Source organism: Devosia sp. ZW T5_3 (genome assembly GCF_044987315.1).
Classification (GTDB): Bacteria; Pseudomonadota; Alphaproteobacteria; order Rhizobiales; family Devosiaceae; genus Devosia.
The window spans coordinates 1-13,569 of record NZ_JBJDRE010000024.1; the positions used below are offsets into that span (position 1 = coordinate 1).

Consider the following 13,569-nt stretch of genomic DNA (forward strand, 5'->3'; position numbering starts at 1 on the left):
GGAGGAGGGTTATCAGTTGTTCTGATGATTTTGGGTATGCGGATGCTGCAGAACCCCCACCCTCGTTCCCTCCCCTCAAGGGGGAGGGATGCGATGGAGTCGTGAAATCGGGCGCGGCGCTGAGCTGTCCCCCTCCCCCTTGAGGGGAGGGGTTAGGGGTGGGGGTGCTGAACGAGGTCAAAAGCTGCTGAAGTGCCTGCCACACACCCTCGATGTTGCCGTGTATGTCGCTATTGGTGAAACGAGCCACCCGGTAGCCGGCACGCTCAAGAAACGCTGTTCGGCCCGCATCGTACTGTTCAGCACCCGGCCCATAATGGCTTTCGCCGTCAATTTCGATCACCAGCTTTGGATCGTGCGATGCAAAATCGGCAAAGTATGGACCAATCGAAACCTGCCGCCGGAAGTGCCAGCCTTGGGATTTGGCGGCACGAAGCAACGGCCAAAGTTTGCGCTCCAGCGGGGTCTGGTTGCTGCGCAGTTCGCGTGAACGGCTGATGTTCTTGGGCGCGCGGGAGAGGCGGGTGTTGTTGTGACCTGGGCCGCCAGACCATGGGATTTGGGTCGTGGATGGCGCAGCACCCCCACCCCTAACCCCTCCCCTCAAGGGGGAGGGGGATTGGTTCAGCGTGTAGCCTGCGGCTTCCAGTGCCCGCAAAATCTCGACTGTGGATTGCGGGGCGTCGTAGCCCACGCCGTTGGCGAGGCGGCCGTCGCGGATGGGGTAGTTGGCGAGGACTATTGCGACTTTGCGGTGGGCGCGGGGGGTGGTGCGGAGGTGGGACCAGTTGGCGGCCAGGGTTACCGCACGGGTGATGCCGGAGGGGTCGGGGGCGTAGGCGGAGAGGGGGACCTGGCAGGTTTCGTGCCAGACGGCGTCGGCTTTGTGGCCGATGATGAGGCCGCCGATGCGGCCGTCGACTTCGGGCATGACCAGGAACATGGCCAGGTCTTTGGAGCTCAGGCCCTGGCTATCGGCCAGCCATTGGGCTTGCGGGCGGCCAGACTGGATCAGTTGGATGACGGGCGCGTCGGTGCCGGAAAAGGGGTTGGACTTGGCGTCGAGGCTATCGAGGCCGAGGGCGAAGCCGGTGAGGTTGAGGATGGTGGCGGGCGGGAAGGCGGCGAGCGCGTTTTGCATGAAACGGACGCAGGGGGCTTCCTTGAGGGAGGACACCAACAGGGGAACGGGCGCGAGGTTCTGGCGCTCCAGCTCGGCGATGAGGGCTGTGATGGTGGCGGTACCGGCGCCTTCGAGGGCGGCGCGGTAGAAGAGGATGGGAATGAATGCTCTGGCATCGGAGTACCCCCTCCTAGCCTCCCCCTGATAGGGGGAGGGACCGCCCGGTGGGTGGGCGTGGATTGAGCGTAGGGCGGATTCGTCGGTGATGCCGAGACTGGGGTGCCAGAGGCCGAAGCGGGGGAAGGGGGTGGGTTGGAGGTCGGTGAGCAAGGCCCCCTCATCCGCCCTTCGGGCACCTTCTCCCACGAGGGGAGAAGGAAGGGCTGGAACGGCAAGAAGATTGAACGCCTTCAGGATGGTATCCGCATTGTCCGGGCCGCCGGCGATGAAGAGATTGTGGAGGCGCGTCCAGTCGTCGGGGTGGATGGTGGAGCGGGATTGCAGGATGGGGTCGGGATTGGCGTCGCCGGGGATGAGGGCGAGCGGGATTTTGCGGTTGGCGCAGAGGGCGGTGAGCTCGTCGACGCCATACTGGAAATAGGCGGCGCCGCCGATAAGGCGGAGGACGACCAGGCGGGCGTGACCCACCGTTTTTTCCAGCCAGAGATCGACCGAGAGATTGTTGGAGAGGCGCAGCGTATTGGCGAGGCGCAGTTCGCTCTCCCCTGCCCGGTCGGCGGCGGCGGCGAGCATGGCCAATTCGCTATCGGCGGCGGAGGCGAAGATATAGGCGCCGGGGTGTTGGTTGAGATCGATGGCTTCGCCTTCCTGCTGGATGGCGCCGGCCTGGGCGGAGAGCAGATGCATCAGGCGGCCGCCTTGCGGGTGAACCAGGCGAAGATGGCGGTGCAGCCGAGCAGCGCGACGGCGCCGGCGATGGCCGAGACGAGCTGAAGCTCGGTGTTGAAATATTTGTTGGCGCCGAAGGAGGAGACGAACAGCGTCATGCCGAACCAGCCGGCAGCGGCGCCGAGGGGAATGGCGGCGAGGAGTTGGGCGCGCAGGTTTTGGTAGCGGTGGCTGAAGACGCCCATGACCACGGCGCCGACTAGGGCGGGGAACAGGCCCATCCCATAACCGAAGAGCAAGATCAGCGGGGCATCTTCGAAGAGATCAGACCAGTTGTCGGGATTGTCGTGCCAATCGGCGAGTGCGCCGCCAACAAGGAAGGTCAGCGCGCCGAGGGCCGGGCCGACAAAGAGGGTCAGCAGGAAACGGGGGATTGCTGATGTGGTGGGGCTGTTGGCGTCTTTGGGGATGCCGGTCATGGAGGTCCTTGGGCTGAACGGCGTGGATCGAGACCGCTGTTGGCGCAGCACCCCCACCCTAGCCCTCCCCACAAGGGGGAGGGAACAGATCGGGGCCAAACCTTTATCAGGCGGCGACGGCCAAAGCGCGTTGCAGGCTGGCCGTGATGGCGGCGTGGTCGAGGGGGGATTGGCCGATGACGACCAGCGCGGTTTCGCGAATTTCGCCATCTTTCCAGGGGCGATCGAAATAGGCGGTGACGCGGGGGCCGACGGCCTGGATGGCGAGGCGGGCATTGGCGCCGGGCACGGCGGCGAAGCCCTTGAGGCGCAGCACATCGTGGTCGCGGATGGTGGCTTCGATGACGGAGAGCAGCTCATCCTTGCTGCCGATGGCGGGCAGGCGGATGGAGAAGCTGTCGAAATCGTCGTGCTCGTGGATTTCCCCGCCATGTTCCAGCTCATGGTGGCTGGGGCGATTGGCGATATCGTCTTCCGAGGACATGCCCATGCCGAGCAGGGCCGCGATATCGACATGGCCATTGCGGGCGCGGATGAGGCCGACGCCGGGGCGCATTTCGGCGCGGAGGTTGGCTTCGACAATATCGAGCATGGCGGGATCGACCAGATCGGCCTTGTTGACGATGACGAGGTCGGCCACCGAGAGCTGATCCTCGAACAGCTCGCCCAGCGGCGTTTCGTGATCGAGCATTTCGTCCTGACGGCGCTGGGCGTCGACGGCGGCTTCGTCTGAGGCAAAGCGGCCTTCGGCGAGAGCTGCGGCATCGGCGACAGTGACGATGCCGTCAATGGTGACCTGGGCCTTGATTTCAGGCCAGTTGAAGGCGCGGATCAGCGGCTGGGGCAAAGCCAGGCCCGAGGTTTCGATGACGATGTGATCGAACTTTTCGGGGCGGGCGAGCAGAGCCTGCATGGTGGGGATGAATTCATCGGCCACGGTGCAGCAAATGCAGCCATTGGACAGCTCGACCATATCTTCTTCGCGGCAGGTGTCGTCGCCGCAACCGGCCAGGATGTCCTTATCGACACCCAGATCACCGAATTCGTTGATGATCAGGGCGATGCGCTTGCCCTTGGGGGCATGGGCGAGAAGGTGACGAACCAGGGTGGTTTTGCCGGCGCCGAGAAAGCCGGTGATAACAGTGGTGGGGATTTTTTCGGTCATGCAATGGCTCCGATCGGGGTGGCCGCGCGGGCGGCAAAGAGGTCGTTGAGGCGGCCGAACAGGGTGCCGAGCACGGCCCAGAACACGGCCGAGGTGCCAAGGGTGATGGCGGCGAATTCGGTGGCTAGGTGGGCAGGGACGGCGCTGGGCTCATCGGGGGCGACGGGCGCGCCGATAATGTGGGGGGCCGCGATCAGCGCGACGGCGACGGCAATGGCCCAGCTGGCGCGGGTCTTGGCGAGCAACACGAAAGCGGCGCCGGTGGCGACGGCCGTGCCCACCCACCAGAGCTGGCGGGCGAACAGATCGGCGGCAGGCATGCCGGGGAGTTCGGGCGCCAGGCCATAGGCGGGGGCCAGCGAGAAGGTGATAAAACCGGCGGCGCCCCAGAGCAGGCCATTGGCGAAGGTGATAGGGATATTGGCGAACATAGAGATGGCGCCGATGACCAGGGCAAAGCCGGTGGCGGCGAGGACCGTGGCGAGCGTCGTATAGGCGGTGCGCTCGAAGCCGTCTTGCGGGGCCCATTCTTCGGGCTCGGCGGCCGTGCTGGCGGCGGCGTCATCGTGGCTGTGTTCGGCCGTGCCGAGAGCGTGTTCGTGATCAGCGACAGCGGCGGCCTCGCCATGGCTGTGGCCGCCTTCGCCCTCGAAGGTCTCGGCATGCAGAATGAGCGGGGTGACGCGGAAATTCTGGATGGCGGCGGTCAATAGGCCAGCGGCCAGCGCTGCGAAAAGCGCAGCGGCAAACAAGTTACGGATCATTTTGTTTCTCTCGTGCGCTGCCTTAGTGGCAGGGGAAGCCCATGGCGTGGCGGGTGTCGTGGGCGCCGTTATGCAGGCGGAAATCGCCGGCAAAGCCGGTGCCGACCAGAAGGGTCAGACCGAGCATGAGGGCCAGGACACCAGCGATGAGGCGCTGGGACAGGGAGAGAGACGTGGAGACGGTGGTCGTCGTATTGATCGTGGTATTCATGGCAGCACCCTCCGTGCGCGGAATAGATTGGGCTTTTCGCCCGGCTGATGTGCCGGCAGGTCTCCTGGCTCGCGGTGATAACCACTCCCCTCGCCTTCCCGGCTATTCGCCAGTGGCATGAGAGGGGAATGCACCGCTTACAGTTGCGGGGGCAGCCACGGTTTTGCGCCCTGATGGGTACGTCGCACCGTGTTCCCTTTTCCAGCCTTCCGCTTGCGGCGTGATGCCTTGGGCTTCAGGCTGAGTATCCCCTTGCCACAACGGACGCGGGGAACCAACACGAGGATTGGTTTGCCACTAAATCGGGCGGACCGCAATGTGGTTGGTAGGAAAAGCGGCGCTGGGTCAAGCGTGGGGTCGGCGCGTTCGAGCCAATTTGGCGGACGGCGGAACCGGCGACTCGCAGTAGACCTGATCGCCAAAATCTGCGGGAGACACGAGATGAAACCGATCAAATTCAGCCGCGAGGAAACCAAGGCGATCGTGGATGAAATTCGCGACTATTTCCGAAACGAACTCGACCAGGACATTGGCTCCATTCCGGCCGAGATGCTGATGATGTTCTTTGCCGACAAGATGGGCGCCTATTTCTACAATCGCGGGGTTTATGACGCGCAGGTTTTGGTGCGCGAGCGGATGGATAATCTGAGTGATGATCTGTTTGGGCTGGAGCAGCCGACCAAGCATGTGCGCTAGGGCATAAGCACGAATGTGAAATCCACTTTCGCGGCAAAGCGGCTAGGGGTAAGCAGTGAGGCCGCCAATCGGCGGTTTTCTGGCCTTTTCAGGAGGAAGCCTTGGGCTTCAACTTTGCCACTTTTGCCCCGATTGGGCTGCTGCTCGCGTCCAATGTGTTCATGACCTTTGCCTGGTATGGGCATCTGAAATGGCCGACATCGGCGCTGTGGCTGGCGGTGATGATCAGCTGGGGCATCGCGTTTTTCGAATATTGGCTGGCCGTGCCGGCCAATCGGATCGGGGAAGCGGTCTATAGCCCGTCCGAACTCAAGACCATTCAGGAAGTCATCTCGCTGTCGGTGTTCGCGGTGTTCACCGTGTTTTACTTTGGCGAGAAGCTGACGCTGAACCACGGCATCGGGTTCGGGATGATCGCGCTGGGGGCATTTTTTATCTTCAAGGGCCCGATCAAGTAGGATCGGCTGTTGGCTGTGATGTGAGGTCTTGACGATTGCGACCGTAATGTTATTACGTTGCGTCGACACATGTATAGCACAAGAACGGCCATGGCTCACCAGCATACGCATCCGCACGCCCCGGTAAAATCGAGGGGGCGCAGCTTTGGCCTGGCGCAGATGAGTGCGCTGGCGCGGCTGGCCATCGTGGTTCCGGCGATCGTGGTGATCTGGCTGGTGCTGTGGCTCTTGGTGCGGTCATGAGCGCGATCCGCATCGAAGACCTGACGCTGGGCTATGACGCGCATCCGGCGGTGCATCATCTGGACGGGGCGTTTGAGCGCGGTTCGCTGACTGCGGTAATGGGGCCCAATGGCTCGGGCAAGTCGACGCTGCTCAAGGGCATGATCGGGGCGATCAAGCCGCTGAGCGGACGGGTGACGCTCGATGGCATCGACAGCAAAGACATTGCCTACCTGCCGCAGATTGCCGAGATCGACCGCAGCTTTCCGGCGGTGGTGGCGGATCTGGTGGCGCTCGGATTCTGGAAGCGGCGGGGGCTGTTTTCGGCCATTCGCGGCGTCGATCGCCGGGAGATGGAAGCGGCTTTGGCTGCGGTGGGGCTTGTCGGCTTTGAGCGGCGGCCGATCGATACGCTGTCGGGCGGGCAATTGCAGCGGGCGCTGTTTGCGCGGGTGCTGGTGCAGGATGCGCCGGTGATCCTGCTCGATGAGCCATTTGCCGCCATCGACCAGCGCACGGTGGCGGACCTGACCGAGCTGATCAAGCACTGGCACGGCGAAGCGCGCACGGTGATTGCCGTGCTGCACGATGCCGAGCTGGTGCGGGAAGCCTTTCCGCGCACGCTGCTATTGGCACGCGAGGCGATTGCCTGGGGCGACACGGAAGAAGCGCTGACGGCGGACAATCTGCGCCGGGCGCGGCAGATGGTGGAGGCTTGGGACGAGCATGCGCCCTGGCATGAGCATGATGGCCGTGGCCACAAGCACGGGGCGCACCAATGAACCTCTATGATTTCCTGATCGGGCCGTTCGTGCAATTCGGTTTCATGAATCGCGCCTTGGCCGGGGCCATCATCCTGTCGCTGAGCGCGGGACCGGTTGGCGTGTTCCTGATGCTGCGGCGGATGAGCCTGACCGGGGACGCCATGGCCCATGCCATTCTGCCCGGTGCGGCAGCGGGGTTTCTCGTATCGGGGCTGGCTATCCTGCCGATGACGCTGGGGGGCTTTGCCGCCGGGCTGATCGTTGCGGTGCTGGCGGGGCTGGTGTCGCGCTTCACCATTCAGCGCGAGGACAATTCTCTGGCGGCCTTCTATCTGATTTCGCTGGCGCTGGGCGTGATGCTGGTGAGCCTCAAGGGCTCCAATGTGGACCTGATGCATGTGCTGTTCGGCACGGTGCTGGCGCTGAACAATGATGCGCTGATCATGATCGGGGCCATCGTGACGGTGAGTCTGGTGGCACTGGCCATGCTGTGGCGGCCGCTGGTGGCGGAGTGTCTGGACCCCAGCTTCCTGCGCAGTGTCAGCAAGGCGGGTCACCCGGTGCACCTGATCTTTCTGGCGCTGGTGGTGCTCAATCTGGTGGGCGGGTTCCAGGCGCTCGGGACGCTGCTGGCGGTGGGGCTGATGATGCTGCCGGCGGCGGCGGCGCGGTTCTGGGTGCGCAGCCTCGAGGCCACTTGTGGGCTGGCCGTGCTGATCGCGGTGGTCTCGAGCTATTTCGGGCTGCTCGCCTCCTATCACCTGAGCATTGCCTCGGGGCCGGCCATTATCCTTGTCGCCGGGGCGATTTACCTCATGTCGCTGCTGTTCGGACGGCGCGGCGTCATCACCACTGCCACGCGGCCGGCCCGGCATCGGGTGGCCTGACTTTCCGCCGGAGCGGCGCGCCGCCCGGCATCATACGGAGACCAAAGCATGTCGATCAAACTCATTGCCCTGGCGTTAATGACCTCGGTGCTGGCGCTGCCGGCGAGTGCGGCCGAAGTCAAAGCCGTGGCCAGCTTTTCCATTCTCGGGGATATCGTTGCCCGTGTCGGCGGCGACCGGGTGGAGCTGACGACGATCGTCGGTGCCAATGCCGATACGCATGTCTATGAACCCAAGCCGGCAGATGCGCAGGCGCTGAGCCATGCGCAGGTGTTTTTCGTCAATGGGCTGGGTTTTGAGGGCTGGCTGGACCGGCTGGTCGAAGCGACGGGCTTTGCCGGCCCGGTGGTGGTGGCCAGCGAGGGCGTCAAGACCCATGCCATGGCCGAGGAAGAACACGGCCATGAGGGGCATGACCATGGCGAGACCGATCCGCACGCCTGGCAGAGCCTAAAGAATGGCCTGCTCTATGTGAAGAATGTGGCGGCGGGGCTGTGCGCGGTCGATCCGGATGGCTGCACGGTTTATGAGGCCAATGCGGCCGAATATTCGGCCGAGATTTCGGCACTCGACGCCAAGGTGATCGCCGATATCGACACCGTGCCGGAAGCGCAGCGCAAGGTGATCACCACCCATGACGCGTTCACCTATTTCGGCGAGGAATATGGCGTGGAATTCCTGGCGCCCGAGGGCATTTCGACCGATAGCGAGGCATCAGCCGCCGATGTGGGCAAGCTGATCGAGCAGATCCGGGCCGATGGGGTCAAGGCGCTGTTTATCGAGAATATGAGCGACGGCCGCTTGGTGCAGCAGATCGCCAGCGAAACCGGCGTGACGGTGGGCGGCGAGCTTTATGCCGATGCGCTGTCAGAACCCGGCGAGGGGGCAGCGAGCTATCTCGATATGTTCAAACATAACGTTGAACTGCTGGTGCCCGCGATGGCAGGCAAGTAGTCTTACAAAAAGGCAGGTGGATAATGGCACATTCGCATGACGACCACAGCGGCCACAACCATGTGTGGGCTGATGATCTGACGAAGAACCAGGGGTTGGTGCTGGGTGCGCTGGCGCATTCGGACGGGCCATTGTCTGCCTATGACATCCTCGACAAGCTGCGCGGCGACGGGCTGCGGGCGCCGCTGCAGGTCTATCGCGCGCTCGACAAGCTGGTGGAACGGGGGCTGGCGCATCGGCTGGAATCGCTCAATGCGTTCGTGGCTTGTGCGGATGAGCATTGCCATCGCAGCGGGTTGATTGCGTTCGCGATCTGCGAGGGCTGCGGGAAGGTGGATGAATTTGCCGACGCGGTGATCGAGGAGCGGCTGGGGGACTGGGCCGGGCAGAAGGACTTTAAGGTCGAGCGGACCACGATGGAGATTCGTGGGCGGTGTGGGGCTTGTGTGGCGGCTTAGGAGCCGTCATCACTCAGCTCATGATAGGGAGCCCCGATCTGTCCCCTCCCCCTTGAGGGGAGGTAGGCGCATGGCCAAAGCTTGTGACACAAGCTTGCATTGATGTTGCGGAGGCAACCCCTCACCCTGATTTTCTGCTGAACGCAGAAAATCAGTCCCTCTCCCTCAAGGGGCGAGGGTGGGTCCGGCGGGTGATAAGGCAAAGTGCCACGACCTCGTGGTTCGACAGGCTCACCATGAGGTCTACTTAGATCGCGATATTCACAGTAGACCTCATCCTGAGCTTGTCGAAGGACGAGGTCGTGGCCTATTCCACGCTCAAGAAATGTACGGCGGCGGCGCCGTATTCGCGGCGGTCTTCCAGGGTGAAGCCGGCGGGGAGGGTGATCGTGGCTTCGGTGCTGTCTTCGAGGACCATGGTGGCGCCGGGGGCGAGCCAGCCGTTGGCGAGAAGGCCCGCCAGCGCCTGTTCGCCCAGACCCTTGTTGTAGGGCGGGTCGAGGAAGATCAGGTTGAACTGGCCGAACGTGCCGGGGGTGCCCAGATCGGTGGCGTCGCGGCGCAGGAGTTTGGTGATGCCCCCTGCCCCGAAGGCCTCGATGTGGTCGCGGATGATGCCCCGGGCTTCCGCGCCAGTGTCAACGAAGGTGACGTGAGCGGCCCCGCGCGAGAGGGCTTCGAGGCCAAGGGCGCCGGTGCCGGCGAAGAGGTCGAGCACGCGGATGCCATCAAAGACCGGGCCGAGGCGGCTGGCGAGGATGTTGAACATGCTCTCGCGGACGCGGTCGGCGGTGGGGCGGATGGACTCGTCAGAGGGCGAGGTCAGCTGCTTGCCACGAAATTTTCCGGCGACGATGCGCATGGGTTGGCTCCATATTTTCACCGCCCCTTCCCTTATCTCACGGTGTCATTCCCGCGAAAGCGGGAACCTCTGTTTGCGGATAGGGAAAGGAAACGGAGGTCCCCGCTTTCGCGGGGATGACATTGTGGGGTGGGCGTAGTGTTTACGCCTTGGGACGGCGCGGACCGGAGGGACGGCCGGCACCACCAGTGGGGCGGGCGCCGCCGGAGGGACGACCAGCGCCGCCGCTGGGACGACCACCGGCGGCGGGACGGCCACCGGGCTTGGGGCCGCGCTGGGGAGCGGCGCCGTCGCGCTTGGGATGGGGCTTGCCATCGGGGCGGGTCTTGGGCTTGCCGTAGGTCTTGGCTTCCGAGCCTAGATTGTCGCGGCCCGGACGGGCGGCGCGGTCGGGGCGCGGAGCGCGATCAGGACGCGGGGCGCGGTCGGCATCGGGACGGAAGCTGCGCGGCTTTTCCGAGAAATTGCGGCCGGGACGCTTGGGCGCGCCGGTAAAGGCTGCGCCATCGCCGCGTTCGCTATCGGGACGAACACGCGGCGCAAAGCTGCGCTCTGGGCGCTCGCCCGCTGCTGCATCGCTACGACGCGGGCCGCGCGGGGTGCCGGTGAAGGCACGATCCTGCGGGGGACGACCGCCTTCGGGACGGGGACCGCGTGGACGCTCGGCAAAGCCGCGCTGGGGCGCGCCGGCATCGTCACGACGGGGCGGACGCTCACCGAAATCGCGCTTGGGGCGCTCGGTACGGTCGGCAAAGCCACGGGCGCCGGCGGGACGCTCGCTGAAGGCGCGCTTGGGACGATCGCCGAAGGCCGGCTTGTCGCCAAAGGACTTTTTATCGCCATAGGGCTTTTTGTCGCTAAACGACTTCTTATCGCCGTAGGGCTTTTTGTCCCCGAAGGATTTCTTGTCACCAAACGGCTTTTTATCGCCGAAGGACTTCTTCTCGCCAAAGGCTGGCTTGGCGGGGCGTTCGGGACGCTTGCCGAAAGTGCTGGCGGGCTGATCGTCGGGATCGCGCCAGGCGGGCTTGTTGCCGCCGCGCTTGGCGACGAATTCCTCGGGCGCGCGGCCATCTTCGTCGAAATGGATACGGCGGGGCGGCGCCATCTCTTCTTCGGCACGCGGATCGACGCGCTTGGTCGGCTTGCGGCTGTCGAAACGCCCGGGGCGATCCTGGCGCGGACGCTCGGCGCGGATTTCTTCCTCGGTCTTTTCGGCATGGTCGGTGAAGCGGAAGCGCTGGCGGGCGATCTCGACGGTATTGGTGCCGCGGCCGGTGAGGCGATCACGGGTGGGCTTGCCGACGAGCTGGTTGATTTCGGGCATTTCGCTGTCGAAATCGACATCGGCCGCCTCGGCCAGCTTCTTGCCGAGCTGCTCGCGCAGGGTCGCGGCTTTGACGGTTTCGATGGCGCCGACCGGAATGTCGTTGAGCTGGAACGGGCCATAGGAGACGCGGATCAGGCGATTGACCTCAAGGCCAAGCGCGCCGAGCACGTTCTTGACTTCGCGGTTCTTGCCTTCGCGCAGGGCCATGACGATCCACACATTGGAGCCCTGGTCGCGCTCGAGCGTGGCTTCGATGGAGCCGTATTTGATGCCGTCGATCTCGATGCCATCCTTGAGGCGATCGAGCGCGGCCTGGGTGACACTGCCATGGGCGCGCACGCGATAGCGGCGCAGCCAGCCGGTGGCGGGCAATTCGAGCACGCGCTTGAGGCCGCCATCATTGGTGACGAGCAGCAGGCCTTCGGTATTGATATCGAGGCGGCCGACGGAAACGACGCGCGGCAGGCCGTGTTGTTCGAGCGCTTCGAAAACGGTGGGGCGGCCCTCGGGATCTTTCTCGGTGACCACGAGACCGGCGGGCTTGTGATAGAGCCAGACGCGGGTGCCCTGGCGGGCGGCCAGCGGGGCGCCATCGACCATGACCTTGTCGCGCCCGGTGACGTTGAAGGCTGGGGTCAGCACCTTCTTGCCGTTGACGCTGACGCGACCGGTGGTGATCCAGGCTTCGGCGTCGCGGCGGGAGCAGAGGCCGGAGCGGGCAATGACCTTGGCGAGGCGGTCGCCGGTGTCGGGAGTGGCGGGAGAATCGGTCATTGGCGAAGTGCCTTCATGTCATGCGGGACCCGGATGGGCGGCGCTGATTAGTTGGGAGCAGAGTGTGATGAACGTGTCCATCGCACAAAAAGAACGCCCCGCACAGGGCGGGGCGCATGAAAGATGCGAGAAGAGCTGGCGATCAGTCCTTCATATCCTTGATTTCCTGATCGATCGAGCCGCCGATCATGCCCGAACCGGTGGGACCCTGTACGCGCAGCGCGCGGCGGATTTCCTCGGGGCAGCTCGGATCGCTGAGCGAGACGATCTGGCCAGACGGGTTGCGGCAGACCATGTCGGCATTGCCGACGCGGGTGAAATATTCATCCGGCGGCAGATAGAGCGGGCGCTTGCCATTGACCCCGACCGCCATATTGGCGGCCGTCATGCGGGCGGTAAGTGCGCGGGCTTCGGCTTCAGTGAGCGGGCGGCCGGACATGGAGCGCAGGTCGACGACCTTGGCATTGCGCAGGCGGGTGAGGTCGGCTTCGGTGAGGCCGGACGCATCGATCCGCACCGCGTCGCTATTGGCGGGCAATTGGGCCACGGCAACGGCCGTGGTGGGGGCCGGCAGATTTTCGGCATTGCGCGGCAGCACCAGCGGGGCGCGAGCCTGGGTGGGCTCTTCCTTGGGCGTTTCGCCGGGGATCAGGCCGAAGCCGCGAGCAGTGGAGCTCATCACCTCGCGCTCGAATGTGCCCGCATCGGTAAGGGCGTTGGTGCCCTCCACGGTCGTGCAGGCAGCCAGGGTGGCCGCAAGCAACAGGCCCAGTGACGCCATTGAGGCCTTGCGAGCAATCGCGCGCCCGATCAATCCAATACGCATGCAACGTCCTTCACGATTTCGGCCGCGCTTATATAGCATCCTGCCGCGTAAGGCCAGATTCTGGCAGTAAAGTGTTCGCCAATGAAATCACGCCTTGGCGGCGCGCGGGCGGCCGATGCCCAACATGTCGGCAATGAGCAGGATGACGCCCAGCGTGATGGCCACATCGGCGATGTTGAAGATGTAGAACGAATAGCTCTGCCAGTGGAAATGGAAGAAATCAGCCACCGCGCCATAGAGCAGGCGATCGAGCGCATTGGACAGCGCGCCGCCAATGCAGAGGGCCAGCCCCATGCGGATCAGCCGCGAATCGGCCCGCCACCACCAGACCGACAATAGCGCGATGGCGACCAGCATGATGGCGCCCAGGCCCCAGACCGGCAGGCTATCGAACAGGCCGTAGGAAATGCCGGTATTCCAGACCAGGACATAGTCGAAAAAGTCGGTGACGCGCACGACCTCGCCACCGCGCCAATTGCTCATGGAAACGGGAATGTAGGAGGTGAAGACCTCGACGCAGGGCGCGGCGCCCAGCGCGATGCAATCGGCGGAGACCTGGAAGGCCTTGTGGGCGCGATCGATGCCGAAGGCGAGAATGGCTGCGGTGAGAGAGAAATAGGTGGCGGGGTTGGTGAGTTTGGTGATGTTCATCGGGGCAATTTGCTCCTTCTTCCCTTCTCCCCTTATGGGAGAAGGTGGCGCGCAGCGCCGGATGAGGGGTCAGCGATGGCGGAGAGACCCCCTCAC

At 64.2% G+C, this 13,569-nt stretch carries 16 protein-coding genes and 1 riboswitch; of the genes, 7 read left to right on the forward strand and 9 right to left on the reverse strand.

The window, feature by feature from the left end:
• From ACI3KW_RS21670 to ACI3KW_RS21690, 5 genes are all read right to left on the reverse strand, one after another.
• The coding region (locus tag ACI3KW_RS21670) for a cobaltochelatase subunit CobN (protein WP_404849810.1) at nt 1-1,990 on the reverse strand (1,990 nt) is incomplete at its 3' end.
• Complete coding sequence (locus ACI3KW_RS21675) at nt 1,990-2,451, reverse strand: hypothetical protein (RefSeq protein WP_404849811.1); 462 nt, start codon at nt 2,449-2,451, stop codon at nt 1,990-1,992. The genes ACI3KW_RS21675 and ACI3KW_RS21670, both read right to left, overlap by 1 nt.
• Nucleotides 2,452-2,557: 106 nt before the next feature.
• Nucleotides 2,558-3,616, reverse strand: coding sequence for a cobalamin biosynthesis protein CobW (cobW, locus tag ACI3KW_RS21680; protein WP_404849812.1), 1,059 nt, complete (start codon nt 3,614-3,616; stop codon nt 2,558-2,560).
• Nucleotides 3,613-4,380 carry a CbtA family protein gene (locus tag ACI3KW_RS21685; protein WP_404849813.1) on the reverse strand — a complete coding sequence of 256 codons (768 nt, stop codon included), beginning with the start codon at nt 4,378-4,380 and terminating at the stop codon, nt 3,613-3,615. Before ACI3KW_RS21685 ends, cobW begins: the two co-directional genes overlap by 4 nt.
• Nucleotides 4,381-4,402: 22 nt before the next feature.
• The gene (locus ACI3KW_RS21690) at nt 4,403-4,591 is read right to left on the reverse strand and encodes a CbtB domain-containing protein (RefSeq protein ID WP_404849814.1); all 189 of its coding nucleotides are present in this window, start codon (nt 4,589-4,591) and stop codon (nt 4,403-4,405) included.
• Between the two features lie 36 nt (nt 4,592-4,627).
• Nucleotides 4,628-4,826: riboswitch (cobalamin riboswitch) on the reverse strand.
• 206 nt (nt 4,827-5,032) lie between these two features.
• Here ACI3KW_RS21690 and ACI3KW_RS21695 point away from each other — a divergent pair.
• The 7 genes from ACI3KW_RS21695 to ACI3KW_RS21725 all read left to right on the forward strand — a co-directional run bounded on the left by ACI3KW_RS21695 (nt 5,033) and on the right by ACI3KW_RS21725 (nt 9,030).
• Entirely contained in the window at nt 5,033-5,287 is a 255-nt protein-coding gene (locus ACI3KW_RS21695; RefSeq protein WP_404849815.1) for a DUF2164 domain-containing protein, read from the forward strand.
• 101 nt (nt 5,288-5,388) lie between these two features.
• On the forward strand, nt 5,389-5,745 hold the full coding sequence (locus ACI3KW_RS21700; protein WP_035101760.1) for a DMT family protein: 357 nt from the start codon (nt 5,389-5,391) through the stop codon (nt 5,743-5,745).
• A gap of 90 nt (nt 5,746-5,835) precedes the next feature.
• Nucleotides 5,836-5,988, forward strand: coding sequence for a hypothetical protein (locus ACI3KW_RS21705; protein ID WP_404849816.1), 153 nt, complete (start codon nt 5,836-5,838; stop codon nt 5,986-5,988).
• Nucleotides 5,985-6,749, forward strand: a complete 765-nt coding sequence (aztA, locus tag ACI3KW_RS21710; protein ID WP_404849817.1) for a zinc ABC transporter ATP-binding protein AztA — start codon at nt 5,985-5,987, stop codon at nt 6,747-6,749. The genes ACI3KW_RS21705 and aztA overlap by 4 nt, the downstream gene beginning before the upstream one ends.
• Complete coding sequence (gene aztB / locus ACI3KW_RS21715) at nt 6,746-7,618, forward strand: zinc ABC transporter permease AztB (protein WP_404849818.1); 873 nt, start codon at nt 6,746-6,748, stop codon at nt 7,616-7,618. The genes aztA and aztB overlap by 4 nt, the downstream gene beginning before the upstream one ends.
• 48 nt (nt 7,619-7,666) lie before the next feature.
• Entirely contained in the window at nt 7,667-8,572 is a 906-nt protein-coding gene (locus ACI3KW_RS21720) for a metal ABC transporter substrate-binding protein (protein WP_404849819.1), read from the forward strand.
• A gap of 23 nt (nt 8,573-8,595) precedes the next feature.
• The gene (locus ACI3KW_RS21725; protein WP_404849820.1) at nt 8,596-9,030 is read left to right on the forward strand and encodes a Fur family transcriptional regulator; all 435 of its coding nucleotides are present in this window, start codon (nt 8,596-8,598) and stop codon (nt 9,028-9,030) included.
• Nucleotides 9,031-9,337: 307 nt separating this feature from the next.
• On the opposite strand, the gene rsmD is transcribed toward ACI3KW_RS21725, so the two are convergent.
• From rsmD to lspA, 4 genes are all read right to left on the reverse strand, one after another.
• On the reverse strand, nt 9,338-9,892 hold the full coding sequence (gene rsmD, locus ACI3KW_RS21730) for a 16S rRNA (guanine(966)-N(2))-methyltransferase RsmD (RefSeq protein ID WP_404849821.1): 555 nt from the start codon (nt 9,890-9,892) through the stop codon (nt 9,338-9,340).
• 142 nt (nt 9,893-10,034) lie between these two features.
• Nucleotides 10,035-11,996 carry a pseudouridine synthase gene (locus tag ACI3KW_RS21735; protein ID WP_404849822.1) on the reverse strand — a complete coding sequence of 654 codons (1,962 nt, stop codon included), beginning with the start codon at nt 11,994-11,996 and terminating at the stop codon, nt 10,035-10,037.
• Between the two features lie 142 nt (nt 11,997-12,138).
• Nucleotides 12,139-12,822: a hypothetical protein gene (locus ACI3KW_RS21740; RefSeq protein WP_404849823.1), complete on the reverse strand. Its 684-nt coding sequence runs from the start codon at nt 12,820-12,822 to the stop codon at nt 12,139-12,141.
• Between the two features lie 87 nt (nt 12,823-12,909).
• Nucleotides 12,910-13,473, reverse strand: coding sequence for a signal peptidase II (gene lspA, locus ACI3KW_RS21745; RefSeq protein WP_404849824.1), 564 nt, complete (start codon nt 13,471-13,473; stop codon nt 12,910-12,912).
• Between the last annotated feature and the right edge of the window lie 96 nt (nt 13,474-13,569).

Excerpts from the sequence above, each read along its gene's own strand:
- ACI3KW_RS21675 (WP_404849811.1), bottom strand. The coding sequence starts at position 2,451 with ATGACCGGCATCCCCAAAGACGCCAACAGCCCCACCACATCAGCAATC.
- cobW (WP_404849812.1), bottom strand. The coding sequence starts at position 3,616 with ATGACCGAAAAAATCCCCACCACTGTTATCACCGGCTTTCTCGGCGCC.
- ACI3KW_RS21685 (WP_404849813.1), bottom strand. The coding sequence starts at position 4,380 with ATGATCCGTAACTTGTTTGCCGCTGCGCTTTTCGCAGCGCTGGCCGCT.
- ACI3KW_RS21690 (WP_404849814.1), bottom strand. The coding sequence starts at position 4,591 with ATGAATACCACGATCAATACGACGACCACCGTCTCCACGTCTCTCTCC.
- ACI3KW_RS21695 (WP_404849815.1), top strand. The coding sequence starts at position 5,033 with ATGAAACCGATCAAATTCAGCCGCGAGGAAACCAAGGCGATCGTGGAT.
- ACI3KW_RS21705 (WP_404849816.1), top strand. The coding sequence starts at position 5,836 with ATGGCTCACCAGCATACGCATCCGCACGCCCCGGTAAAATCGAGGGGG.
- aztA (WP_404849817.1), top strand. The coding sequence starts at position 5,985 with ATGAGCGCGATCCGCATCGAAGACCTGACGCTGGGCTATGACGCGCAT.
- aztB (WP_404849818.1), top strand. The coding sequence starts at position 6,746 with ATGAACCTCTATGATTTCCTGATCGGGCCGTTCGTGCAATTCGGTTTC.
- ACI3KW_RS21720 (WP_404849819.1), top strand. The coding sequence starts at position 7,667 with ATGTCGATCAAACTCATTGCCCTGGCGTTAATGACCTCGGTGCTGGCG.
- ACI3KW_RS21725 (WP_404849820.1), top strand. The coding sequence starts at position 8,596 with ATGGCACATTCGCATGACGACCACAGCGGCCACAACCATGTGTGGGCT.
- rsmD (WP_404849821.1), bottom strand. The coding sequence starts at position 9,892 with ATGCGCATCGTCGCCGGAAAATTTCGTGGCAAGCAGCTGACCTCGCCC.
- ACI3KW_RS21735 (WP_404849822.1), bottom strand. The coding sequence starts at position 11,996 with ATGACCGATTCTCCCGCCACTCCCGACACCGGCGACCGCCTCGCCAAG.
- ACI3KW_RS21740 (WP_404849823.1), bottom strand. The coding sequence starts at position 12,822 with ATGCGTATTGGATTGATCGGGCGCGCGATTGCTCGCAAGGCCTCAATG.
- lspA (WP_404849824.1), bottom strand. The coding sequence starts at position 13,473 with ATGAACATCACCAAACTCACCAACCCCGCCACCTATTTCTCTCTCACC.